Source organism: Nocardia sp. NPDC055053, assembly GCF_053608285.1.
In genome coordinates this window covers 114154-137168 of sequence record NZ_JBSGVD010000019.1, presented here as the reverse complement: position 1 = coordinate 137168, position 23015 = coordinate 114154, and the positions used below count along the sequence as shown (strand labels likewise).

Genomic DNA, 23015 nt, shown 5'->3' with positions numbered 1-23015 from the left:
CATCTGCGTACAATACGCATCGGTACTGAACCTACGATCAGTTATGATTCTTGCGGCAACTCGAGGTGGAGGGCAGATGACAGCCGAACAGATCGCACCCACGCGTACCGATCGCCGCAGGGAACGCACGCGCAACGCATTGCTCGGCGCGGCGCGGAAGTTCCTGTCCGAAGGCCAGTCGGCGGTGAGCATCAAGGAGATCACCGACGCCGCGGACGTCGGTTTCGGATCCTTCTACAACCATTTCGATTCCAAGGAACAGCTCTTCGACGAGGCCGTGCAGTCCGCGCTGAAGGTCTACAACGAGATGCGGGACCACATCGTGGCCCGCTACGACGACCCCGCGGAGATCTTCGCGGTCAGCTTCCGGCTGACCGGTCGGCTGCAACGCCAGCTCCCGGAGATGGTGCGCGTCGTCCTCCACTCCGGCATGGGAGTGATGCTGCGCGATCAGGGGCTCGCACCCAGCGCGCGCCAGGACATCATCGCCGCCCAGGAGGCCGGGCGCTTCGAACCGATGGATCCCGATCTGGCCATCATGGCGGCAGGCGGAACACTGCTCGGACTGCTCCAGCTGCTCGACGCCAAACCCGACGCGGACGCGGCCGCACTCGCCGACGAGATGACCTATCGAGCCCTGCGCATGTTCGGCATGAACAAGCGGTCCGCGCAACGCCTCAGCTCCGCCCCGCTGCCCGAGTTGCCCACCAACCCCGACCTGCCCCTGCAGACCGGGGCGTAGGCCGCTGGGGTCAGGCCCGCCGAGAGGCCGCCCGGGCGATCGCCCCGAAGGCGCGCCTGCGCAGCTCGCGGCGCGTGCGTGTCAGCAGCGGAGCCGTCGGCACGGCGGCCGGTGCTCCGCCGAAGCGGGGAAGCAGCGCGGCGGCGTTGCCGTGACGGATCGCGTCTCGATCGTCTCGGCTGACACCGTCGAACTCCCCCAGTCCGGCATCGAACCAGGCCACCGCGGCCTGTGGCGCGAAGGGCCAGTCACTGCCGTAGAGCACGTGACCGGGATCGGCGAAGGCCAGCAAGCTCGGCAGCGCCGCCGCGCTCGAGGACAGTGCGGTGTCGAAGTAGAAGCCGGCGAACTCCTCGAGCACCTCGATGGGACTGCGCCCGGTCTCGCTGAAAATCGCCAGCGCCATCCGGTGCGCGGCGTATGGTACGAACCCGCCGCCGTGGCTGAGGATGAACCGGATATTGGGATAGCGTCGGCGAATCTCGTTGCGGACGAGCAGGTATGCGGCGCGACTCGTGTCGAGCAGGAAGTCGGTGGCGAAGGGCGGCACGCCGTCCACGGTCGGTCCCGGCACATCCGCCGGATGCACGAACACCACGGCCGAACGATCGTCGAGCACCCGGAACAGCGCGTCTTGGCCCGGCTGCCCGACGTACACGCCGCGCGCGTTGCTCAGCAGCACCACACCGTCGGCGTCGAGGGTGTCCAGTGCCCGCGTCGCCTCCGCGGCAGCCGCATCCACGTCCGGCCACGGAACCGTCGCGAAGAAGCCGAAGCGGTCGGGCTCCTGGTCGGCGACGGCCGCGGAGAAGTCGTTCACGGCACGGGCGAGGGTCGCGGCGTCGCCCGGATCGGCCAGAAAGCTGGTTCCCGGCGTCGACACCGACAGCACCGCCGCCCCGATCCCGGATTCGTTCATCATCTCCCGGGCAGAGTCCACCGACCAGGCCGGTACCTCGCGTCCACCCGCGGCGCTGATCCCCTGACTGATCAGCGCCTCCCGATACACGGGCGGTATCAGGTGCTGATGTACGTCGATCCGATCCATGGACAGCAGCTTCCTCTCATCTTCATTGATAAGTTCATCATATATGAGCGATTGGTCATCCGCACCCTCCTGTTGTGAACTTCCCGGGCTGGGCCGGCAACGCCCCGCAGGTGGCGGCAGCGAGTACAGGAGCTACTGCGTGGCGGCCCGCACCTTCTCCACGGCCGAGTTGAAGATATCCCCGAACGCGCTCTCGCCGCCCCCGGCCAGATTCTCCGCGCGCACGACGATGGTCATGCCGCCGACGACCGCGCACCCGGTGTAGGAGCTCGTGGCCATGGCCTGCTGCCCGACCACATCGGAACGGACTGTGGTGTGGAATGCGATGGCACCCAGCCTATTCAGGTCACCAGGCGTGGACAGGGTCGAGATATCCACGCTCGTGCTGCTCACTTCTTTGCCCAGTACCGATGCGGACACTGTCATCTGTCCGCATCGGGCAAGGATGTCCGAGATCGAGGCCAGGTCTACGGCACTGTCGGAGATGACTTCCGTGAAGACGATGCCATCGACGGTCTGCGCGCCCGCGAACGACGCATTGCCGGTGAGCTGCTGCAGCTGATTCGCGAGGTCCTGCTGCGCCGATCCGCATTCTGCCGGCAGCACGGTCAACGGTCCGGCGGTGGTGCTCCAGTCGGCGATCCCCGCCGCGGTGGCGAATCCGTCGGCGATCCGGGCCTCCGACACCTCGACAGGGGAAGATCCGGCGGGCAGTTCGCTCGACGTCAGCAGCAGCTGGTCCCGAGCTTCGCCGGAGCCCGCTCGCGTGCCCGAGGTGAGCCCGCCGGTACCGGCGGCGCAGCCCCCGACCAGCAACGCTGCGCAGACCACCGCGCCGGCCCTCCAGCGCTCAGTCCGTCGTCGCGCAATCACGTTGTCCACTCCTTGTCACCGGTTGGGATCGAATGCTTCGGTTCCGAGCACGAGGCGCAGCCCAGAGATCCCGGAATGCGCTCGTGCGTAGGCGAGTTCACGACTGATGTCGCCGATGTTGTTGACGATGGGGAGCCCGATTCCCAGCGTCGAGAGCGTGCCGACGGCCCGTCCTTCGCTGTCGAGGAAGGCGGCCCCGCTGTCGCCCGGGATGCCGGGGGTCGGCGATTTCAGCGCGTGGGACCAACCGCCGAGAGAGCTGTCATCGGCGAAGCTCTCACCTCGCTGGGGCGACAGAGCCGCGAGTCCGGCGCGCAAGCTAGAGTTCCCATAGCTGTAGACGCGGTCCCCCGCGGGCGTGCCCGTGGTGTTGAGCCCGGTCGGGCCACCCCAGTAGGGCAGGCTCGGGTTGACCTGATCGACGAGTGCGGGGTCGATCTCGATCAGCGCGAAGTCGTTGTACGCACACGCGTTTCGATCTGCCTCACCGAGTTGCTGCATGGTCAGCCAGCTGCTGTAGGCCAGCCGGCCGGTACCGATGTTGGTGCCGGCGCTGCGGAGTGAGCCATGGCGAGTGAATTGCACCGCGGTGTCGAGCGGCTGACTCGTGCCCTGACATCCGTCGGTTTCGGTGGACTCGCCCAAGGCGGCGCAATGCGCGGCCTGGCCGAGGTAGACCCCACCGGTGTCGTCGACGAAAACATAGTTCGTCGTGCACTGCCCAGCTCCCTGCGTGTTCGCCTGGATGCCGGGCGTCAAGACCGCGGAGGCGGCAGCCGCCCATCGATGGCCTGCGTCGCCGGATGCGACCGCCTCCACCGGAACGGCACTCGCCGTGACGTGCGGTGTTCCAGCCGTTGAGTTTCCGTCGCTCTGATGCGTCCCGCCGGGGATGGCGCACCCGGCGGCCAACAGCGCGGCGGAGAGCACGACCCCAATGGCGGGCACGGTGACCAGGCGGCGCAGATTCGACATCCCCAACCGCTCCTTTCTCATCTATTCCGGAGTGGGCTGCTGGTGCGGCGCGAACAGCAGCGCGCCGATTCCCGCGACGGCGACGATGACGCCCACCGCGATCAATGACGCCGCGAGCCCGTCGATGAAGGCCGCCCGCACCGCGTCGGCCAGCGCCGGGCCTTGCGAGCCGATCAGACCCGCGACATGGATACCGGCCGCCGGCGACGACTCCACCGCATGAGCGGCTTCCGGCGGCAACTGGTCGATCGACGGCAATCCCGACTTGTAGTGACTCGCGAAGACCGAGCCCATCAGCGCGATGCCGACCGCGGAGCCGACTTCGCGAGTCGCGTCGTTCATCGCCGAGGCAACGCCCTGTTGCTCGGTTCGCAATGATCCGACGATGACCGCGGTACCGACGGTACTGGTCAGGCCGACGCCGAGCCCGGACACGATCAGGCCGCCGAAGAACGGGAGGTAGCCGGAGTCGACCTCCAGGAACGACAGCGCGAGCATTCCGGCGGCCAGCAACAACAGCCCGACACCCATCACCGCCTTGATCCCGGCCACGCGCGTCAGCCGCGGGGTGAGAACACTGGTCGGCAAGACCACCACCGCGATCGGCACCAGCGCCAGGGCGCTCTTCAGCGGGCTGTAGCCCAGGATCAGCTGCAGGTACTGCAGTCCGACGAAGAAGAACCCGAAAACGGCCATGAACTGGACCAGGATCGTGATCGCGCCGGCCCGGAATCCCGGGATACCGAACAGCCGTGGGTCCAGCAACGGGTGATTGTTGCGGAGCCCGAGAACCGCGTACAGCGCCAACGCGACCGCGGATACCGCGAGGCTCGCGACCACGGGCCGGCTGGTCCAGCCCGCCTCGCTGCCCTCGATGATTCCGTAGACGAGGGCGCCGATCGCCACCGCGCTGGTCCATGCCCCCAGATGGTCGAGCGGATGCCGTTCCGCGTCCCTGGTGTCGGGCGCCAGGATCAGCGCCAGCAGCCCGCCGAGCACGGCGACCACGGCCCCGGTGACGAAGATCGAGCGCCAACTCCACTGTTCGAGCAGGAGTCCCGCGCCGAGCAGACCGATGATCGCGCCCGCTGCCGCGAATCCCGACCAGACCGCGACTCCGCGGTCCCGGCGGTCGGCGGGAAAGGCCGCCGTGATGGTCGACAACGTTCCGGGCATGATCATGGCGGCGCCGACGCCCATCACCGCGCGCCATCCGATGAGCAGTTCGGTCGTGTCCACCGAGGCGGCGGCCAGGGACCCGATCGCGAAGACGATCGTGCCCCCGATCAGGATGTTCCGCCGGCCGAATCGGTCGCCGAGCGCACCGATCGGCAGGACGAGTGCGGCCAGAGCAACGGTGTAGGCGTCCGCGATCCAGGTCAACGACGTCGTGGACGCCGACAGGTCGACGGCCAGGTCCGGCATCGCCAGGTTGAGCGCCGACACCGAGGCGACGACCAGCACCAGGCATGTACACATCGCGACGAGGACGCCCGCTGTGCCCGCGCGTCCGGCAACCGAGGTGCCGGACTCCGCCGTGGGCGGTGACGCGGCTGGTTCGTAATCCATCTCTCCTCCTGACAGGGGTGACAACCTCGAAGCAGGACGCGTGGTCGTCTCCGGAAAGCGGTCCACTGAGCAGGCTGTCCGGTCACCGATCCACCGAGTTCGCACCATCGGATCCGATATGACCATTTCATCAATACTGACGCATTCATCCAGAAGATGCAACAACGCGGCCGGCGCGAGTGGCGCGAATCATCCCCGCGGCGCCACGCTGGGCGAGTTCAGGATCAAATTTGATGAACTCATCACCATAAGACATCCAGACATCTATCATTTGTGATCATCTCATCACTTCTCGTGTTCGAAGGGGACCCGCTCATGGTGGCCAGAAACAGGACCAGGTTCCGATGGCTGTGCGTAGCGGTCGGACTGACCGCTGTTGCGCTCAGCGGCTGTTCGCCTGTGCCGACTCCTGCCACCAAGGTCACCGCCGATTTCGAGAACATCGCGGGCATGTACGAGGGCAACGACGTCATGGTCCTGGGCCTGGCCGTAGGCAAGGTCGACAAGATCGTGCCCAAGGGCACCTACGTCGAGGTCCACATGACCATCGACGGCGGGGTCAAGATCCCCAAAGAAGCCATCGCCGCGATCATCTCGCCCTCTATCGTGACCGACCGCCACATCGAGATCACCCCGCCCTTCACCGGCGGCGAAGCGATGAAAACCGGTGAGCACCTGCCTAAAGCACGCACCCGCACCCCGGTCGAGCTGGACACGATGATCAAGACCATCGACCAGTTCTCCGCCTCGCTCGAGCCGGAGCCGGGTCAGGAAGGCCTCGGTCCACTCTCGGGCCGGGTGCTCTACCCGGTCCTCAACGGCAACGGCCAGAAGATCCGCGAAACCCTCGACGCCCTGTCCTCGGCGTTGAAGGTCGGTGTCGACAACAAGGACGCCATCTCCAACATCATCATCAAGCTCAACGAGCTGACGACGATGCTGGCCGACAACGACCAGTCGGTGCGTGACTTCAGCAACCGGATGACTCAGATGAACGCGCTGCTGGCCGAGCAAGCGCCCGGCCTGCAAGCCACCCTCGACCAGCTCAACACGTTCCTGGCCAACACCTCGACCACCTTTGGCGAGCACGCCGACGAGCTGTCGGGCTCGCTGACCGGTTTGACCAATGTCACCAACCAGCTGCGTGCCAACTCCGGCGCCATGATCGAACTCGTCGACATCGTGCCACTGCTGATGCAGAACATCGACAGAACCATGGACAAGGACGGGCGCTATTTCCGCACCCACGCACTGATCGGTCCAGCGCTGTCGGGTGAGATCATCAGCGTGTTCTGCGAGCGGATCCAGATGCGCGCGGATGGCTGCCGCTCCGGGAACATGCAGGACTTCGGCCCCGACTACGGGCTCACCGCCGCGCTGTTGGGGCTGACGAAGTAGCGGACCTCGATCGCAATCGACTGATCACAGGTCAAGCCACCGCTGTCGTGACGATCTGCCCGCAGCCATCAGCAATACATGGCTATCGGCGCTGCCACTGTGGAGATATGTCTGCGCTCAACGTGCAAGCAGCTCATCGACGACGAAATTGAAACTGCCCGAGCGCTTCCCCTGGTCCGCAGCGAGCAAGCGGTGCAAGAACAGTCCGACACCGGCCGCTCCCGTGCCGTAGTCCGCACTTTCGCGCAGCGCCTGCTCACCGGGGAACGCGGCGCCCTCGTCGCGGTCGATGCGGAACAGCAGCACACCCTCGGCCACAGTGTGCGCCAGCCGTAGCGCCTCGACGCAACCGGCGAATTCCCAGGTATCCAGGAGCGCGTTGCCCAGTCCCGCCAATCCATGGAACAGTTGCGGAAAGACCACATACTTACGGGCGACGTCGGCGCGCAGCAACGGTACCCAAGCTGCCAGCGCGTCGTCGGGCTGCACCGCCAGGTAGCGGACGACGACCCCGAGCACACCGGCAGACCCGGCATCCCAGTAGCTCTTGAGCAGCGGCGCGCCAGCGGGATCGGCGGTCATCAACTCGGGGAATCCGACCACCCGGCCGTCGCGGAAGGCCGCCTGTGCGAGCTCGGTGTCAAGTGCGCGGCGACCGAACTCCAGCCACCGCCGGTCGCCGGTAGCGGTGGACAGGTACAGCGCAAAGAGCGCCACACCGCTGCCGCCGTGCGCGTAGCCCAGGCGCACGGAACCGTCCTCACCCGGCCAGCACAGCGTGTCACCCTCCTGCCGAGCCCGGCTCTCGACGTGCTCGCCCATGGCCAGCGCCTGGTCCAGGAACTCCTCACCGGCGCCCAGCGCCCACAGCTTCAGGCACGCCATACCGTAACCGGCCGCGCCGTAGAAGATATCGTGCGACTGCCGCAGCAGCGGGTGCTCCGCAGCCGAGCGCAGCACCGCGGTGGCTTCGTCGAGGCAGTCCATTTCGGCCAGCACCCACGCAATGCCGGCCTGGCCCACATACAGGCCGGGCGGGTGGCTGCGGGGACCGACGGGACGGGCGAGCAGCCAGTCGCGCAGCGCGGCTGGCACCGTGCCGTCGATGATGCGCAGGGCGTACAGCACACCTGCCGCACCGAACGCGACGCATTGCGGGTTGGTCCGAAAGACGTTGAGGTCCGCGGGAAATAGCCGGTCGGTGCGATCAGGGGTGGCGGTGCAGCGGGCGTACTCGGCGACACCGGACACGGTGGCTGCGATCTCGGCGCGCAGCCAAGAGCCGGCCCGCGGCCGGGTGCGGCGAGCGAGCACGCGCACGGTGGCGAGACGGTCGGCGATATCGCTGGCGCGCGTCGTGGCCGCCACATCGTCGAGATCGGTTATCACATTGATGAAATCGTCTGACAGCCCGATATCGCGGCGCAGGTCCGCGAGGAATCCGGCCCGCGCCGGCGGATGAAATCCGGTGATGCCGTTGACCAGTACCACGCTGCCGAACACGATGGCGCCCAGCGCCGCAAAGTCGCCGCCCCTGCCGCCGCCGGCGCGCCGGCCGCTGACACCGGGAGTGAACAGCCCCACGTCGATGTCGACTCCCTCTTCGGCGGCGGCATCGAGGTCGATGATCTTCAAGGTCCCGGTCTCGTCGACAAGCACGTTGGTGAAGGACAGGTCCCCCAGCACGATGCCGTGCTCGTGTGCGCTGCCGATCGCCTGCGCCAGCTTCACCCACAATCCGCGCATGGTGGCGAAGTACTCCTGGAGCGCCGACCGGCTGGGATCACCCCAGTAGAGCGGGTTTCTACGGATGGTGAACACGCCGAGGTGATCGGCTGCGACGAACTCCTCGGCCAGATAGCTGTGCTCCCATTCGGTGAAGAATTCGACGGGCCGCGGGTAGTATCCCGTGTCGCGCAACCGCCGCAGCAGACGGTGTTCCTTGGCCAGCACGTCCACCGCATCGGCTGCGGCCGTACCGATTTCGACATTTGGCCGGGCTTCTTTGATCACGACGGTGTCGCTGGTGCTCCTGTCGTCGGCCAGATAGACTCCGCCGCGGCTGGAGAACGCGAGCGCCGAGGTGACCGCGAAGCGGTCACCGAGGACCACGCCAGCCGACTGCGGGGATTCGGCCGAGCCGTTCAGCGGGTCGGGCGCCCAGCCGGGCGGATCCCAGTACGGTGTCCGCCGGTCGGGGATCTGCCCACCGTCGGGAGTGACGATAGTGAGGCTGCGCATCCCGTCGAGTTGCAACACCGACGTGGCGCGGAATCCGCCGTAGCGGTAGAACACGCTGCAGGAGCCGGGCCACCGCCGGTCGGACAGGATATAGGGCCCGGCGAAACCGACGAGCCTCGCACTCAACTGGCCACCGAGCCGGTGGAATTGGTCGAGATTCTCCGGATAGATGGCCATGAACTTGCCGGCCGACCCCCTGGGCCACACCTTGCCGTTGACCATTGCCGTAATCCGCTGGTCGACGACGAATTTGAACGTCACGCCTTCGTCACGCAGCACAGGGAACACGCGTCGCAGCGCCTCGGTGGTCGCCCTCGTCGGCACGCTGATATGCAGCTTCCAGCCCTGGTCAGGCATCTCGGCGCCGGGCGGCTCCCCCACATACCACATCCCGACACGGGTCAGCGCCCATCGCTGGTCGAACACATCGCGAAACACCGACGCGTGTTCGTCGCCCGGGCTATAGGCGTCAACGGACTCGAACCAGCGGGAATGAAACTGCCGGAAGTTGTCCAGCACCTCCCACGCGTGCATCACGCGCCGAGGTGCGTGAGGCAGTCACGACCTCTTGGAAATGTAGCCGGTTGCAGCTGTTCGTATTGCACGACGAACAGCTTTGCACCGCATCGAAATCCAAGGAGCACCCTTACCAGGCGCTGCAGCTGCCGAACGGTGGGCGCGTCGGGTTTGGTCACCTCGTCGGACATGTGTGCTCCCAGGTTGGCTGTCGCTAGACCTCTTCGGGCCGGAAATTGCAGCTGTGGCTGTTGCATGACGTGCAGCTTTGCGCGGCATCCAGGTCGAGGTTCGCCAGAGCCCTCTCGAGGCTCATGCGCTGCAATTCGAGTACCGACGCGGGCTTGGCTGTGACTGCTTCCTCACCTCTGGCCATGATCGTTCCTCTCCTCTGGCATCGAACATGTGCGATTCAGATTGGCTGTCGCTAGACCTCTTCGGGCCGATTACAGCTGTGGCTGTTGCATGACGTGCAGCTTTGCGCGGCATCCAGGTCGAGGTTCGCCAGAGCCCTCTCCAGGACCATGCGCTGCAATTCGAGCACCGACGCGGGCTCGGCTGTGACTGCTTCCTCACCTCTGGCCATGATCGATCCTCTCCGCTGGCAGTTGAATTCAGAATCGATATCGCTCCATAGCGTGCGCGGCGAAATTGTGGCGCGGCATGCGGCCCGGGCGCCAACCACGATCTAGATCGCGCACCCGCTGAGAAGAGCATACTCTCGACGGGGTGTCGCCTATCATCAATAATTGGCGTCAATTTCCGCACCGATATTCGTGGGCTCGCACAAATGACGCGCGGCCGCGACGGCGTATAGCGTGGCCAACCGCCCTCTGCCGTCGTATTCGGTAGGCACGATCATGATCTCGTCGACGTCGAGGGCAGCGGCCAGCCGCGATATACCATCGCGAATGCCCTCCGGACCGCCCACCACGGCCGCCCCGAGCTCCAGCTGCCGCTGCACCAACTGCTGTTCCAGTTCCGACATCGCGGGGTCGAGCAGCACCGCATCGTCGACATCGAGCCCGCCGCGGCTCACCGCGGCCTTGCGTAACCGCAGCAGCGTCGTCATTGTGGCGGCATCGCGGGCCGCCGCGTCGGTGTCGCGGCCGACCACCTTCACCGAGGCGATGACGTAGGGAGCAGCGCACCACGCCGAGGGCGTGAATGCACTCCGATATGCGGCGATCGCCGCCGCGCTGCGCTGGGCGTTCTGGTAGTGCGCGAACGCCAGCGGGCGACCCAGCCGCGCGGCGTGCAGGGCGCTTTCCTCGCTGGCGCTCAGGATGAAGATCGCCGGAAATGCGTCGGTCTGGGGCATGCTGACCTGCGCGAACCGGTGACCGGACGGGAAGTCACCGTGCAGGAAGCAGCTGAGTTCATCGATCTGCTCCAGATAGGCCGCATCGTCGGTGCCGCTGCGGCGCAGCGCTGGGATGGCCACCTCCTCGGTGCCCACCCCGCGCCCGATCCCGAGATCCACACGGCCCGCGAACAGCCCGGCGAGCATGCGAAACTCCTCGGCGACGATCAGCGGCGGGTGGTTGAGCAGCATCACCCCGCCGGCACCGATGGTGATGGTATCGGTCGCCGAAGCCAGGCGGGCGATGAACACCGCCGGTGTGGCACATCCGCTGTCGTGGCTGGCGTGGTACTCGGTCACCCAGATACGCGCGAAGCCTAGACGCTCGGCCAGGCGGGCGACCTCGACGCTGGCTTGCAGCGCCACCGCCAGGTTGTCACCGTGGTTGATGGGGGTGGTCTCCAGCACCGACAGTCCCGGAAAGTCAGGCAACGTCTGCCTCCTCTTGGCTGCCTATCCCGATATCCGAATTAGCCTCGATTTTGCATGCGGCGACGTCAAGGGGTGATTCACCGGTTCTGGCGGACTTGCGCTGTTGATTATTGCAGGTCGGCGTGACAAGGCGCCCAGCAACACGCCCGCATCCGCAGCGAACGCCAACAATGCTGGGGCCGACCACGCACCCCCACAGCAGCGGCCTGAGGGTCCCCGCTATCCGGAGCTGTTCTATGACCCGCAGGCCGACGAACTGACCTTCGGCGAGTGCGGTGCCCGCCGTGGCGGTGGGCTGACTCAAGAGGAAGTCTATCTCGAGTTCAACGTGCATCTCGGCGAATGTGTTGTGCTAATCGCTATCAACGAAAAGCCCAACGTTGTTGTCACGCAACGCCCCGGCATAGTCGGCAGCGGGTTCCTGTTCGGCCGCCCAGGCACCCTGGTCCAATGCCCGACTCCGGATGAGTTGGTGGCACGGCCTGGATTGGAATTCGCCCGAATCGAAGCGCCCTACGGTGCCCAGATCGCCGATTTCTGCGATGTGGTCACGCAATGCGGCGATCGTGCTGGGTCAACAGCACCGCCGTCGATCCGGAGCGGCTCGGTGAGATCGACGACAACCAGCGGGTCCAGTTCGACCTCACCGAGAGCAGAAGGATCCGCAGGCGGTCGGCGTTGTCCTGATCCAACGTTTCACGCCGTGGTGCGGGCAGTCTGGAAGGCTGCCCGCACGTGGGGCCGGGTCCTGAACTGCACCGGTCGGCAGGCACCCGATGATGCATAGTCAAGCATTGCGACGCAATAGCTTCCGGCTATGCGCTGTTCTGAGTAACACCCCGACGCTCATGCGACGGCGGTGGCGTCATAACCGGCGGTGGCTGTTCGACCAGCGGGGCTCCGACCCTCCAGTCAATTGGGGTGAGTCCGACATCCTTCCGTGCGGCGGACGAGCGTAGCGAGTCGCCACATCACGATGATGCCTACGCAGGACTCCCGTTGTTCCAGCACCAGGGCCGTAGGACTGCGCGCGGGCCGCAATCATGCTTCCAGCTCCCACAAGACGCTGATAGAGTCGTCCACGATCAGCGGTAACCGTGTTACCGAAAGGTGGGAGGCATTCGGCGATATCGGTACATATCGCCGACACAGCTCTTCAGCCTTGCCTTGACGAGGGTCGGCTCACCGCTTCCACAAGTCGGCGTGCGCATCCGCAGCCGGTTCCACAGCAGAAAGACAACGATGTCGAACGAACTCGCGCCAACAACGCGGCGACTACAGCGAGCAATCCACCGACTCCTCGCCGGAGCCACAGCAGCATGCCTGAGCGCGGCACTCGCCTCCGCTGGCGCGGGAGTCGTGTCGGCGGCGCCGCCCGATGATTTCTATCTTCCCCCAGCGCATTTCGATACAAGCCCCGGTGCGCTGATCAAGACCAGCGACCTGCCGGTGTTCTTGGCCCAACCCAGCCAAGGCGGGCAGTGGCCGCTGACAGCCAAGACGGTCATGTACACCACGCGGACACAAGACGACACCCCGGTCGCCGCGACAGGGACGTTCATCGACGCCACACAACCCTGGCGCGGGTCCGGTCCACGACCGACAGTGATCATCGCGCCGGGCACCACGGGCCAAGGTGATCAGTGCGCACTGTCGCGCGCGTTCACTGCCGGCATGTACCTGAGCCTGACCCCACCCACCCTGTCGGCCAACCAGGAAGCCCTCGCCGCACTGGCATGGAATTCGCTGGGTGCGCGAGTATTCGTGCCCGACTACATCGGCATGGGCACCCCGGGAATACACACCTACGCCAATCGCATCGAGGAAGCGCACGCGATCCTCGACGGAGCCCGGGCCGCCAACGCACTCTCCGGTAGCGGGGACGACACTCCGTTGGCGTTCTGGGGGTATTCGCAGGGCGGCGGCGCCAGCGGCGGGGCGGCGGAGATGCAGCCCCACTACGCGCCGGAGTTGAACCTGAAAGGGACATGGGTCGGTGCTCCGACCGCAGACCTCGGCGTGATCCTGGGCCACATCGAAGGAACCTTGATCGGTGGAGCTATCGGGTTCGCGCTCAACGGGTTCCTCGAACGCTATCCCGAACTGAAGCCGGAACTGGACGCACGGACGACTGCCGGAGGTAAGGCACTGCTCGGGGAACTCTCGAATCAGTGCATCGCCGATGTGATCCTGCGGCATCCGTTCCTGCGGACCAATTCCTTCACCGTCGACCAGCGGACCCTGGCCGAGCATCTTCGCGAGGTTCCAGCGGTATCGGACATCCTCGCGCAGCAGCGTATCGGCAGTCTCACACCGACCAGCCCTGTCCTTGTCACCAGTGGTATCAACGACGACACGGTGCCCTACGGGCAAGCACGTCAGCTGGCGACCGATTGGTGTGACAACGGCGCGACGGTCACCTTCCGCACCAACGACCTGCCGCCGATCCTGCCGAAAGCGACCATTCCCAACCACTTCGGCCCCGAACTGCTCGACGGGTTCGGCACCAACAGCGCGGTCAGCTACCTCGTGGACCGCTTGAACGATGTCCCGATCTCGGGCTGCACCATCGACTGACGACCACAACCACGCCCCGAAACAGCAGCCTGGCGGAGCGGCAACACCGCTCCCGCTCCGCCGGTTCCTCTGGAAGTCATGGGCCGCCACTATGCATCTTGATTGAGCCGCGGCACGTTGCCGCCGAACCCGTTCGCGCACAACAGCAGCCGGGTACCGGCGAACAGCCACGGCCTCTGTTCGAAAAGGAGACCGAACATGCATGGCACGGGTGGGAGTACAAGTGGGCCCTTCCGGGAACTCGGCGAGCAGCCCGACGCTGGGAGCTGCCGTGCAGAGGAGTTCCGCGCGAGTATGTCCCATGTCATCGCAGCAAAACCGTTGGGTGCGAGCACAACCATGAGTGAGGTACACAACGCGCTGCACCGAGTCGCCGTCGATCGATTCGGTGCGGCTGCAGCACCACAGCGAATTGCCTTCTACGACACCGCCCTGATCCCCCAGGCAACCGTCGTCGAGGAACAACTCGACGACCTGATCGGCGCCGCCGCCGAGACCATCGGAACAGATCTCCTCGCCACCGTTGTCACCGCGACGCCATCAGACCACGACAGCGCGAGCTCTCATGCCCGAGAACTACTCACGGTGGCGATATGGCTGGACAAAGCCGCCGGGGTCTATCGTTTCCGCGACCTGGCGCTGGAGTACCAGCTCTCACGTCCCGGCCGTGCGCACGATCTCCTCGTGGCGACCATCGACTTGCTCGGCACCGACCAAATCTTGGACCAGACGCTTACCAGCTACATCGCGAACAACGCCGACCCGGTAGCAACAGCAGTCGAACTGAGTGTGAACAGCCGGACCCTGGACGACAGGCTCGATCACATCGAACTCTTGACCAGGCTGAATCCCCGGTCCGCCACCGACCTGTGGCGGCTGGGAATGGCACGGATAGCTCATGCCATCAACAACACTCACTCGGAAGATGACCGCTGCCAGATCCCGTGAGTATCCGTCAGCTCGTATCCTTGTTCGACCGATGGACCTGGACCTGAAGACGATGCCGTCACGACCCGGATCGCTGACCGCGGTGTGCGCGCTACTCGAGTCCGATGGCTACGATGCGCTCCAATTGCGAGGTGTGGCGCGCATCGCGCGCGTCTCCCTGCGAACCATCTATAACCGCTACCCCAGCAGGGAAGAATTGATTCTCGCCGCACTCAGCGACTGGGTGTCGACGAACATCTACTCCCAATCCGCGCCGTCCTGCCGAGGAGATACCTTGGCGCAAGCCCTCATGCGAGTGCAGCGCTACATATTCGAGCCGTGGGAGCGGAGCCCGGGTTTGCTCAAGTCCTATGCCCGAGCGAGATCAGCTCCCGGCGGTCAGTGTCTCGATACCGTGGGGTTCGAAGCCAGTACTCGATGCCGCGACTCCCCCAACGGCGTGCACAATTTCGGGATATCTCCGTCATTTCACTCCCCGTTCGTTCCCTGACAAAAGCTATGCCGAGTTTGTAGGGAGGAGCGAGGAACGGGTTCACCACTGTTTAATGAGATCGAGCGGCTTTCAGCACTATTGAGGGGCAGATGCTCAGTGTGGGTCGTTCAGCCGTCCGCGCACTCCCGCCACAGGATTCGTGTCGAGCGATCGGAGTCCAGGTCGGATCGACAGTTGGGTCACCGCATCGTGGCTCTGGCAAATGACACATGCCGTCGGGTCAGGCTGTCGGCGCACTCCACCAACCCCGGGTTGACCCGGATGGCCGAGGCCTGCGACATCTCCTACGACATGTTGTCTCTCGCCTGTTCGGTGCGCGGGTGGTGAGCAGGATGCCAATTGCTATCGGCACCACCGCCAGTGCTTCGCGGGCAGTGACCGGTTCGGCAAGGAATACCGCGCCGACGCCGACGCCGAAAATAGGGGGAAGGAATTGTGCGATGCTTGCCTGCGCCGGGCCGGCACGCTGGATCAGTATGAGCCACAGCGACATTCCGACGAGAGACGCTCCAAGCCCCAGGAACAGCGTCATCGCCAGAAGCCGACCGGAGAAGTTCACGGTGGGATGTACGACAACGGCGAATAGCAGTAGTGGCAGACCGCCGACGAGGGCCTGCCAGCCTGTGGCCGCGTAGATGTCGGTATCCGCGACGAGGCGGGGAGTGAGCAGGGTTCCCACTGCCAAGCACAGCACGCTCACCGCGCCCCACGCCACGCCCACCGGTGTGACGTCCGCCCCGCCCATGCGGTCCAGCGCGGACAGGGCCACGCCGCCGAAGGCGAGTACCACCCCGAGCAGGTGTAGGAGCGTGAGCCGACGCGTTCGGGCCGCGGCCGATCCCAGTAACACCAGAAGCGGGGTGCACGAGGAGAGGATGGCGGCCATTCCTGCGGAGAGATGATGCAGGGCAAAACCCATGATGCCGAGGTAGCCGGTGTTGTTCAACAGGCCGAGCGCGGCCAGCTTGGACAATCGGCGCCCACCTAGCCGGCGTAGATGCTGCTGGCGGGCGGCGGTGAGCAACAGGCCCGCCAGCACGCAGCGTGCGCCGACGACGAGTTCGGGTGACGCGTCGCGCAGGGCGACTTTGGTGGCGACGAACGCGGTAGCCCACAGCAAAGCCCAGGCCACCGCGATCACAATTGTCACCGTCGTGGACGCCGATCGTCCCCGTGCTGGATCTATCACGTCGCAATGGTGTGCGGCGCGCCCAGGGGCCCTGCGGGTGCGGACCTGGTCACTGCGCCGCGGCCACTGCGAGCCGCTCGGACTTCTGAGCCACGCGGCGCAGGAACCGGTCGGTGGTGATCACGTTGCGGCCATGAATACCGCTGGCCGCGATGTCGCCCTCGTCGTCGCGGGCTTCGACTTCCCATTCGATGTAGTTGCCGTCGATGAGAATGCACCGGGCGATGACGGTGAGCCGGGCGCCGGGAGGTGTTGGAGCGCTGTGACGTATGTCCACTCGGGTGCCCAGGCTCCCCTCTCCCTCCTCCAGGACGGGGCGTAGTGCCAGGATCGCGCACCACTCCAGCAGCCCCACCATGAATCCGGTAGCGAACACTTCGGGCATTATGCGATAGTCCTCAGACTCTGGATACAGGTGCGGGACCGTCTTGTTGGCGGGCACGGTGTAGTGCAGGCGCTGGATGTCTCCGATCGACAGAACCTCGTGCATGAGAATTCCCTTCGCGGGTCAGGAAGCGAGCAGGTCGGTGGTGGTGGCCGTGTAGGTGCCCAGGGCCAGCTCGGCCAGGCGTTTGCGGTTGACGTCCGCGGTTCCGGAGGGAGCCTGAGTCATAAGGGCGTCCTGCAGTAGCTGGACCACCCCGAAGGTCTGGTCGTTGCCTCGAGCTCCCATCAGCTCCGTCGCCGCGATGGCCGAACGGACGGCCGTGTCGCTGGCCAGGAGCTTGCCGACGATCAGCCCCACGTCGTGCTCTACGCCTGCATCCAGCATGGCTGCGGCGTGATAGAGGGTTAGACGGGCGGTATAGAGGGCTGCGTACATGTCGGAAAGGCGGGCCTGGACGCTGTCCAGGTCCGCGATCGCCCTGCCGTACAGGTTGCGGGATGTGACGTAGTTCTGGGCTCTTTCGAGCGCTGCGGCGGCGATGCCGAGCGCAACGGCGCCGATATTGGCTTTGCCGTGCCTGGTAACGACCGTGTGCGCCATGGTCAGGCCCTGCCCGGGGGCACCGACCAGATTCTCCGACGGGATCCAGCAGTCCTCGAATACGATCTCGCCGATACTGAACCCTGGTAGCCCGGCAAGATCGTGCTCGACTCCGGCCGCGCAGCCAGGCCTGGTGGTCTCGACCACGAACGCGCTCAGAGCCCGGGAATTCTGCGGGGATCCGGTCCGGGCGATAACCCCGTGCAGGGTGGCGATGTGCGAGTTGCCGATGAACCACTTGCGGCCGTTGAGCACCCAGCCATCGCCCGATCGCCGTGCGATGGTTCCCATACCCAGCAGATGAGAACCGGAGTCGGGTTCGGTCATGCAGATGGTCATCACATCTGCACCGGCGGCCAGCGAGGGCAACCACCGCGCACGTTGGGCGGAATCGCCGAACTCCACAAGTAGCCCGGTGCCCAGCGACGCGGCCGACAAAGAAGCACCCAGCGCTGGATTCAGCAGCGCCGCCTCCTCGATCGCCACGACACGCGCCAGCGTTCCCATGCCTCGGCCTCCCCAGTGAGCAGCGAAACCGGCCCCGGTCCAGCCCAGGGATTCCAGCAGCCTCTTGACGTCCTCGATGCGCTTGTCCGAGGTGACGCCAAGCACCTGGAGATCGGCACGGACCTGCTCGCGCAGCACCCCTACCTTTGACCAGAAGTCGTCTGGCATAAATCCCCCCTAGTTTTCGTTCAAAGATCAATGAAGTTTTATGATGACAGGAGTCATGCAGCCCTCGCTAGGTAGGCAACGCATGTGTGACAATAGTCATTCTATTGATCAGTGAAGCATGAATGGTGGCGAGATGGTCCGGGTGCCGGAAGCTGGAAACGGAAGCGCGGAGGAGTCGGGGACAGACGGTGTCGCTACGCTGGCCGCTGCACTGAGTTCTCCTGTGAGGGTGCGGATAGTGACGCATCTGCTCGGCGAGGGACCGACGTCGTTCGGCGAGCTACTGCTCGCGCTCGGCATCAGTGGTCCGTTGCTGTCGAATCACCTTGCACGCCTTCGCAAATCTCATCTCGTTACGGTCGAGCGCGACGGCCGTAACGCCATCTACCGTCTGGCCTCACCGCATATGGCCACCGTGCTGCAGGCGCTGCATCGGGCGGTGGATGTCCCGCAACCCGCGGTGAATCTTGCCGTGCCACAGAACGATCCGGCAGGTGGTCTGCCGTCACTGCACGAGGCGCGTTCCTGCTACGACCATCTAGCCGGCCGGTTGGGAGTGTCCACGTACCGGTGGCTTCTTGCCCGCCATGCCGTAGAACCAGAAACACGGGGCAGTAGTGATCTACAGCTTGGCGAAGGTGCTGAGGACGCGCTGATAACCCTGAGTGTCGGCATGACCGCCCTACCTCCCGGCCGCCGCCGCTTCGCATTCGCCTGCCGGGACTGGACTCAGAAAGACGACCACCTCGGCGGCGCACTCGGCGCCGCAATAATGACATCGTTCGTCGACCGCGGCTGGCTCATCCGCCTCCCCGATACCCGCGCCCTACACATCACCCCCAGCGGGCACTCCGAGTTGGAGCCTCTGCTGGGCGCAGACGGATTCGGGCCAAATGCTCCAGCCGGACTTCGTGATCGATGATGCTGCTGGGCAGGCCGCGAGATGGGATTGTAGCGGCCACCGCGTCTAAGCAGCCGATCCCGGCGGTGTGCACCGCGCCGTGGCACGACCGCGAATTTTGGCGGCTTCGGGCCGGTGTGGAGGCGGCGCCATGGACACCGGCCCGCGGCTCCGCGTGTCACGCTCCCTGGGCTATGTCTCCCAATCGGGTTTGCGGTTCCTGTCCGATAGATAGCTGGGTCGGGCATCATGTCCGCCGCGGCGGCGACTGTCGGTGATCGGCATCAGGTTCTGACGGACAACCAGTGGGAACTGCTCGAGCTGCTGCTACCGAAATCAGATGGCCGTGTGGGCCGCGACTTCTCCAACAATCGCCTGGTGGTGGAGGGGATGTTGGATCGGTTGCGGACCGGGGTGCCGTGGCGGGACCTGCCCGAGGTGTTCGGACCGTGGCAGACGGTGGAGATTCGCCGATGATGGCGGCCGCCAGGTCCGAGTGTTGTTGCACGCCAGCCACCTCGTCGTCTTCGACGGCCGCACCGTCGCTGCCCGCCACGAACGACTGCCCGCCAAGGGGCAGACACGCCTGGATCTGGACCACTACCTCGAAGACCTGCTGCGCAAACCCGGCGCCCTGCCGGGCGCGACCGCGCTCGATCAGGCCCGCGTCGCGGGCAAGTTCACCCCGGTCCACGAAGCGTGGTGGTCAGCGGCCCGGCACGCCCACGGCGAACGAGACGGCACCCGAGCGCTGATCGAAGTGCTTCTGCTGCACCGATATCTGCCCACGACCACGTCGTCGCGGCCGCGCTGCAGGCCGGGGCGATGACCGCCGACGCGGTCGCGTAGGAAGCCCCAAAGTCGGCGAGACCTGCACCGCTGAGCCGACGGTCGTCGAGCTCGACGACCGGGCCCGGTTTCCTCGCTGACGCGGCGCCGTCTGGCCGCGCTCCCACCGGATCGGCGGCCGCTGCCCTCGGTCGCGGCCTATGACCAGTTGCCTGTCCGAACTCCGTCCACGACGAAAGGGAGCACCACAGCATGAGCATTACCGCACCCTGCCGCCACGGCATGCCCGATCAAGCCGCCGACGCCGCCGTCGACCAAGCCTGCCGCATGCTACGGCTCCCCACCATCCGGGCTCAGTTCAACGAGATCGCCGAGGGCGCCACACGCGGACAGATGACCTACCGGGCAATCCTGGCCGAGCTGCTACTCGCCGAATGCGACGACCGCGCCCGCCGACGCAGCGAACGACGCATCCGCGCTGCGGGATTCCCGCGAGACAAGTCGTTGCGAGCGTTCGATTTCGATGCCGATCCCAACATCGATCCCGCCACGATCCACACCTTGGCCAACGGTGAGTGGATCAAGAAGGGGTTCCCGCTCTGCCTGATCGGTGACTCCGGCACCGGCAAATCCCACCTGCTCATCGCGTTGGGAACCGAAGCCGCCATGCAAGGTCACCGGGTGAAATACACGCTGGCCACGAAGCTGGTCAACGAGCTCGTCGAGGCCGCCGACGACAAACAACTCACGAAGACGATCGCTCGCTACGGTGAGACCGGCACCGATTCCTACCGGCTTGCCCGCACCACCCAAGCTAAAGCCGCTGCCGCTGGGTGACGTCAATATTCACCGATGGTCACCAGGTCAACACCCAAATTCTCCCAGCCGCAACGAGATGCCCGAGGATCGTTCGCGGCTGGGCCAGCAATGCTGCGCCACAGCATTTCCGGTAGTACACGACACGTTCGCGTTCGGCGAAGCCGAGAGCGGCGTGCATTTGCTGTCCCGCTGCTGGCGGCATTCACCGCCCGCCAGCAGGACGGCAAGCTCAGGTCGTCGTGGTGTGGGCGTGGTTGACGGTCGCGGTGACCAGGTGAAGGCGGCGTTGTTGGGATTCGGTGAGGGTGGGAACGAGGAGGGTTGGAATGCCGAGGGTGGCGGCGGCGCCGTCGTGGGAAGGACGGTCGCCGACCATGAGGGTGTGCTCCGCGCGTGTGGCGAGCTGGCTTGGTGCCAGCTCGAAGATAGCCGGGTTGGGCTTCTGGATTCCGTGCTCGTAGGACAGGATGAAGGTGTCGATCAAGTCGAGCAGCCCGGCGTCGACGAAGGTCGGCCGGAGATCGAAGTGTATGTCGCTGAGAATGCCGATCTTGCAGCCGTTTTCGGCGAGGGCGCGAAGGGTAGTTGCGACATCGTCGGCGAATTTGGTATTGACTTCGGGCCCGTCGAGTCCGTCAGGCTGGCCGGCGGCCGGTGCGGCGCAGTGCTTCTCGTCCCCAGCTGTCATCAGGTGGTGTCGCAGCGAGAGTGCCTCGCCAGTCGAAGATGACGGCCTGGATTCGTTGCGGACTATTTCCGATTGGTGCTGGCATGGCTGGTGAAGACTCCTTGACTCTGTCCGGACCAGACACCGATTACCTGCACACGCGCAAACCCGCCGCCACCTGGGTGATGCAAAATTCGCCGACGACTACACCCGCCCGTTGACCGCCGACGGACACCGGCAGGCACACAACCTGATCGACGAGCTCCGTGCGCTAGCGCCCCGTGCGATCGTGTCGAGTCCCGATTTGCGGGCCGTGCAAACAGTGCAGCCACTCGCGCGATCATTGGACCTCCCTGTACGGACAGACGAGGAGTTGCGGGAATGGGACTCCGGGCTCGCGCCGCGCCCGGACTACGCCCGCCACTATGCCCTCAGCTGGATGATGCCGAGATTGGCGCGCCGGTGGGGAAAGCCTGGACCAGCTCAGCCGCCGAGCGGTCGCAGCCCTGCTCGCACTCGCCCACCAGCACCGCGACGGCACCGTTGTCGTCGGCAGCCACGGAACGTTCATCGCCCGCGCCCTGGTCGGGTTCGGATTCACCCAAGCGGATTGGGCATTCGGCCAGGCCATGCCGATGCCAGCGATCTATCGCCTCGATCTCACCGACGATCACCTCCAGGCCGGCGGCCCCGGGCTGACCAGACCGTAGTCCTCGTACGCCGCTCCCTTCGACCGCATCATTGCGCTCTGCGGACTTGTGTGCCCGACGCGTGACTCCTGATGAATCCCTGTGGCCTTGCTCGAGCAGCCCGACTATTCCCGACACAGGAGGGGCGACCATGGTGCTGACCGCCACCTCGATCTGCGCCGTCCGCGGCCGCACCAGTCCCGCCACGGACGTCTACGAGTTCACGTTCCAGAACCTGCGCCATCGGCAGCCTCGCTGTCGGCCCTGCGCCACTCGGGCCCGCGAGGTTGACGACAAATTCGACCGGTGGCTCGACGACCACCTCAGTAGGTAGCCGAGCTCCGCGGACGAGCACGTCCCGGCCACCCTCGCACCGCGGACTCCGGTACGGCACTGGCTGGTCGCCCGCTCAGGTCATCACGGTGTCGATGTCGGCTGCCAGGGCCCTGGCCGATCGCGTCGGCATCGCGTGTGAGGTCGGCGAGCAACTGCACCGGTTCGCTGGTGTCGTGGATGTTGATGCCGCCCGACGTCAGCAGCGACGATGAGATTGCTTGTGCGGAAGGAAATCTCGACCGATCCAGTGATCGTGCCTGCAATCCCGCCGGGATAGCGCGAACTGGTAGTGACCGCGTAGGCGGCCTTCGCCTATTCCGGGCACGTCGATCGCGCCCGAGGGGCGTCGCTGGTCGAAGAGTTCTCGGGTGTGTTCCACCGGGGCCGCGACGGTGTCGCTGGCCGGAATGACGACGAACCGGATGAACAGGTGTCGACTGGTCTCGCGGGTTGCGTTGTCCTGCAGCGGACTCAGGGTGTCGGTGCTACCGGAGAAGATGATGCCGACGCATCGCACACCGATCGACCCCTCGTAGAGCCCGGGATCGGGGTTTGTGCTGATCCGATCATCGGCGGCGCGCAGGTTGTCCGCGAACTGGTCGATCTCGGCCCGCACGGGGGTCAGTGCGACCGCGCAACTGGCCGGGACGTGATCGAACCGTGGCTGCGCCACCGCGGTTCCCGCGCTCGTGCACGAGGAGACCGAAGTCATCGCGATGCCGACAGCCGCGATCGTGGCGGTCGGTGTTGATTGTCGGGGCGTGGTCACCGACGTCCGACGAGGGTG

General features: G+C 65.6%; 22 protein-coding genes and 2 pseudogenes. 12 read left to right on the top strand and 12 right to left on the bottom strand.

The features are described from left to right. Window positions 1–76 precede the first annotated feature (76 nt). Window positions 77–742, top strand: coding sequence for a TetR/AcrR family transcriptional regulator (locus tag ACWF82_RS21040; protein ID WP_379310638.1), 666 nt, complete (start codon window positions 77–79; stop codon window positions 740–742). 10 nt (window positions 743–752) lie between these two features. Here the strand turns inward: ACWF82_RS21040 and ACWF82_RS21035 are convergent, their stop codons facing one another. The 4 genes from ACWF82_RS21035 to ACWF82_RS21020 all read right to left on the bottom strand — a co-directional run bounded on the left by ACWF82_RS21035 (window position 753) and on the right by ACWF82_RS21020 (window position 5207). Further along, window positions 753–1790: an amidohydrolase family protein gene (locus ACWF82_RS21035; protein ID WP_452503490.1), complete on the bottom strand. Its 1038-nt coding sequence runs from the start codon at window positions 1788–1790 to the stop codon at window positions 753–755. 132 nt (window positions 1791–1922) lie between these two features. Continuing rightward, window positions 1923–2663 carry a hypothetical protein gene (locus ACWF82_RS21030; protein WP_452503489.1) on the bottom strand — a complete coding sequence of 247 codons (741 nt, stop codon included), beginning with the start codon at window positions 2661–2663 and terminating at the stop codon, window positions 1923–1925. Window positions 2664–2678: 15 nt separating this feature from the next. Next, window positions 2679–3638, bottom strand: coding sequence for a hypothetical protein (locus tag ACWF82_RS21025; RefSeq protein ID WP_452503487.1), 960 nt, complete (start codon window positions 3636–3638; stop codon window positions 2679–2681). Between the two features lie 21 nt (window positions 3639–3659). Beyond that, window positions 3660–5207: an MFS transporter gene (locus ACWF82_RS21020; RefSeq protein ID WP_452503485.1), complete on the bottom strand. Its 1548-nt coding sequence runs from the start codon at window positions 5205–5207 to the stop codon at window positions 3660–3662. A 315-nt stretch (window positions 5208–5522) separates the two neighbouring features. Here ACWF82_RS21020 and ACWF82_RS21015 point away from each other — a divergent pair, with 315 nt between their 5' ends. After that, entirely contained in the window at window positions 5523–6605 is a 1083-nt protein-coding gene (locus ACWF82_RS21015) for an MCE family protein (RefSeq protein WP_452503483.1), read from the top strand. Between the two features lie 117 nt (window positions 6606–6722). Here ACWF82_RS21015 and lanKC read toward each other — a convergent pair whose 3' ends face one another. The 3 genes from lanKC to ACWF82_RS21000 form a co-directional block, all read right to left on the bottom strand. Then, window positions 6723–9380 (bottom strand): class III lanthionine synthetase LanKC, encoded by a 2658-nt coding sequence (gene lanKC, locus ACWF82_RS21010; protein WP_452503482.1) that lies wholly within the window; start codon window positions 9378–9380, stop codon window positions 6723–6725. 724 nt (window positions 9381–10104) lie between these two features. Continuing rightward, window positions 10105–11157, bottom strand: coding sequence for an MsnO8 family LLM class oxidoreductase (locus tag ACWF82_RS21005; RefSeq protein WP_452503480.1), 1053 nt, complete (start codon window positions 11155–11157; stop codon window positions 10105–10107). Then, window positions 11150–11491: a hypothetical protein gene (locus ACWF82_RS21000; protein WP_452503479.1), complete on the bottom strand. Its 342-nt coding sequence runs from the start codon at window positions 11489–11491 to the stop codon at window positions 11150–11152. The genes ACWF82_RS21005 and ACWF82_RS21000 overlap by 8 nt, the downstream gene beginning before the upstream one ends. A 221-nt stretch (window positions 11492–11712) precedes the next feature. Between ACWF82_RS21000 and ACWF82_RS20995 the strand changes: the two genes are divergently transcribed. From ACWF82_RS20995 to ACWF82_RS20980, 4 genes are all read left to right on the top strand, one after another. Next, window positions 11713–11844 (top strand): hypothetical protein, encoded by a 132-nt coding sequence (locus tag ACWF82_RS20995; protein WP_452503477.1) that lies wholly within the window; start codon window positions 11713–11715, stop codon window positions 11842–11844. A gap of 555 nt (window positions 11845–12399) precedes the next feature. Beyond that, window positions 12400–13734, top strand: coding sequence for a lipase family protein (locus ACWF82_RS20990; RefSeq protein WP_452503475.1), 1335 nt, complete (start codon window positions 12400–12402; stop codon window positions 13732–13734). A 294-nt stretch (window positions 13735–14028) separates the two neighbouring features. After that, window positions 14029–14682, top strand: a complete 654-nt coding sequence (locus ACWF82_RS20985) for a helix-turn-helix domain-containing protein (RefSeq protein ID WP_452503473.1) — start codon at window positions 14029–14031, stop codon at window positions 14680–14682. Between the two features lie 31 nt (window positions 14683–14713). Further along, window positions 14714–15172 carry a TetR family transcriptional regulator gene (locus tag ACWF82_RS20980; RefSeq protein ID WP_452503472.1) on the top strand — a complete coding sequence of 153 codons (459 nt, stop codon included), beginning with the start codon at window positions 14714–14716 and terminating at the stop codon, window positions 15170–15172. A 223-nt stretch (window positions 15173–15395) separates the two neighbouring features. Here the strand turns inward: ACWF82_RS20980 and ACWF82_RS20975 are convergent, their stop codons facing one another. From ACWF82_RS20975 to ACWF82_RS20965, 3 genes are all read right to left on the bottom strand, one after another. Continuing rightward, window positions 15396–16316, bottom strand: coding sequence for a DMT family transporter (locus ACWF82_RS20975; protein WP_452503471.1), 921 nt, complete (start codon window positions 16314–16316; stop codon window positions 15396–15398). A 97-nt stretch (window positions 16317–16413) separates the two neighbouring features. Continuing rightward, complete coding sequence (locus tag ACWF82_RS20970; protein ID WP_452503469.1) at window positions 16414–16854, bottom strand: thioesterase family protein; 441 nt, start codon at window positions 16852–16854, stop codon at window positions 16414–16416. Window positions 16855–16872: 18 nt separating this feature from the next. Further along, window positions 16873–18027: an acyl-CoA dehydrogenase family protein gene (locus ACWF82_RS20965; RefSeq protein ID WP_452503467.1), complete on the bottom strand. Its 1155-nt coding sequence runs from the start codon at window positions 18025–18027 to the stop codon at window positions 16873–16875. Window positions 18028–18145: 118 nt separating this feature from the next. On the opposite strand from ACWF82_RS20965, the gene ACWF82_RS20960 reads away from it, so the two are divergent. The 4 genes and pseudogenes from ACWF82_RS20960 to ACWF82_RS20945 form a co-directional block, all read left to right on the top strand. Continuing rightward, complete coding sequence (locus tag ACWF82_RS20960; protein ID WP_452503465.1) at window positions 18146–18949, top strand: ArsR/SmtB family transcription factor; 804 nt, start codon at window positions 18146–18148, stop codon at window positions 18947–18949. A 228-nt stretch (window positions 18950–19177) separates the two neighbouring features. Then, on the top strand, window positions 19178–19405 hold the full coding sequence (locus tag ACWF82_RS20955; RefSeq protein ID WP_452503463.1) for a transposase: 228 nt from the start codon (window positions 19178–19180) through the stop codon (window positions 19403–19405). Between the two features lie 22 nt (window positions 19406–19427). Next, on the top strand, window positions 19428–19757 hold the full coding sequence (locus tag ACWF82_RS20950; protein ID WP_452503461.1) for a hypothetical protein: 330 nt from the start codon (window positions 19428–19430) through the stop codon (window positions 19755–19757). A 212-nt stretch (window positions 19758–19969) separates the two neighbouring features. Continuing rightward, window positions 19970–20488: pseudogene (locus tag ACWF82_RS20945) on the top strand (ATP-binding protein); the annotation flags it as partial. A 277-nt stretch (window positions 20489–20765) separates the two neighbouring features. Here the strand turns inward: ACWF82_RS20945 and ACWF82_RS20940 are convergent. After that, on the bottom strand, window positions 20766–21224 hold the full coding sequence (locus tag ACWF82_RS20940; protein ID WP_452503460.1) for an HAD family hydrolase: 459 nt from the start codon (window positions 21222–21224) through the stop codon (window positions 20766–20768). Window positions 21225–21420: 196 nt separating this feature from the next. Here ACWF82_RS20940 and ACWF82_RS20935 point away from each other — a divergent pair. Further along, a pseudogene (locus ACWF82_RS20935) lies at window positions 21421–21913 on the top strand (histidine phosphatase family protein). A gap of 130 nt (window positions 21914–22043) precedes the next feature. Then, window positions 22044–22226, top strand: a complete 183-nt coding sequence (locus ACWF82_RS20930; protein ID WP_452503458.1) for a hypothetical protein — start codon at window positions 22044–22046, stop codon at window positions 22224–22226. 198 nt (window positions 22227–22424) lie between these two features. Here the strand turns inward: ACWF82_RS20930 and ACWF82_RS20925 are convergent, their stop codons facing one another. Then, complete coding sequence (locus ACWF82_RS20925; protein WP_452503457.1) at window positions 22425–22997, bottom strand: hypothetical protein; 573 nt, start codon at window positions 22995–22997, stop codon at window positions 22425–22427. Between the last annotated feature and the right edge of the window lie 18 nt (window positions 22998–23015).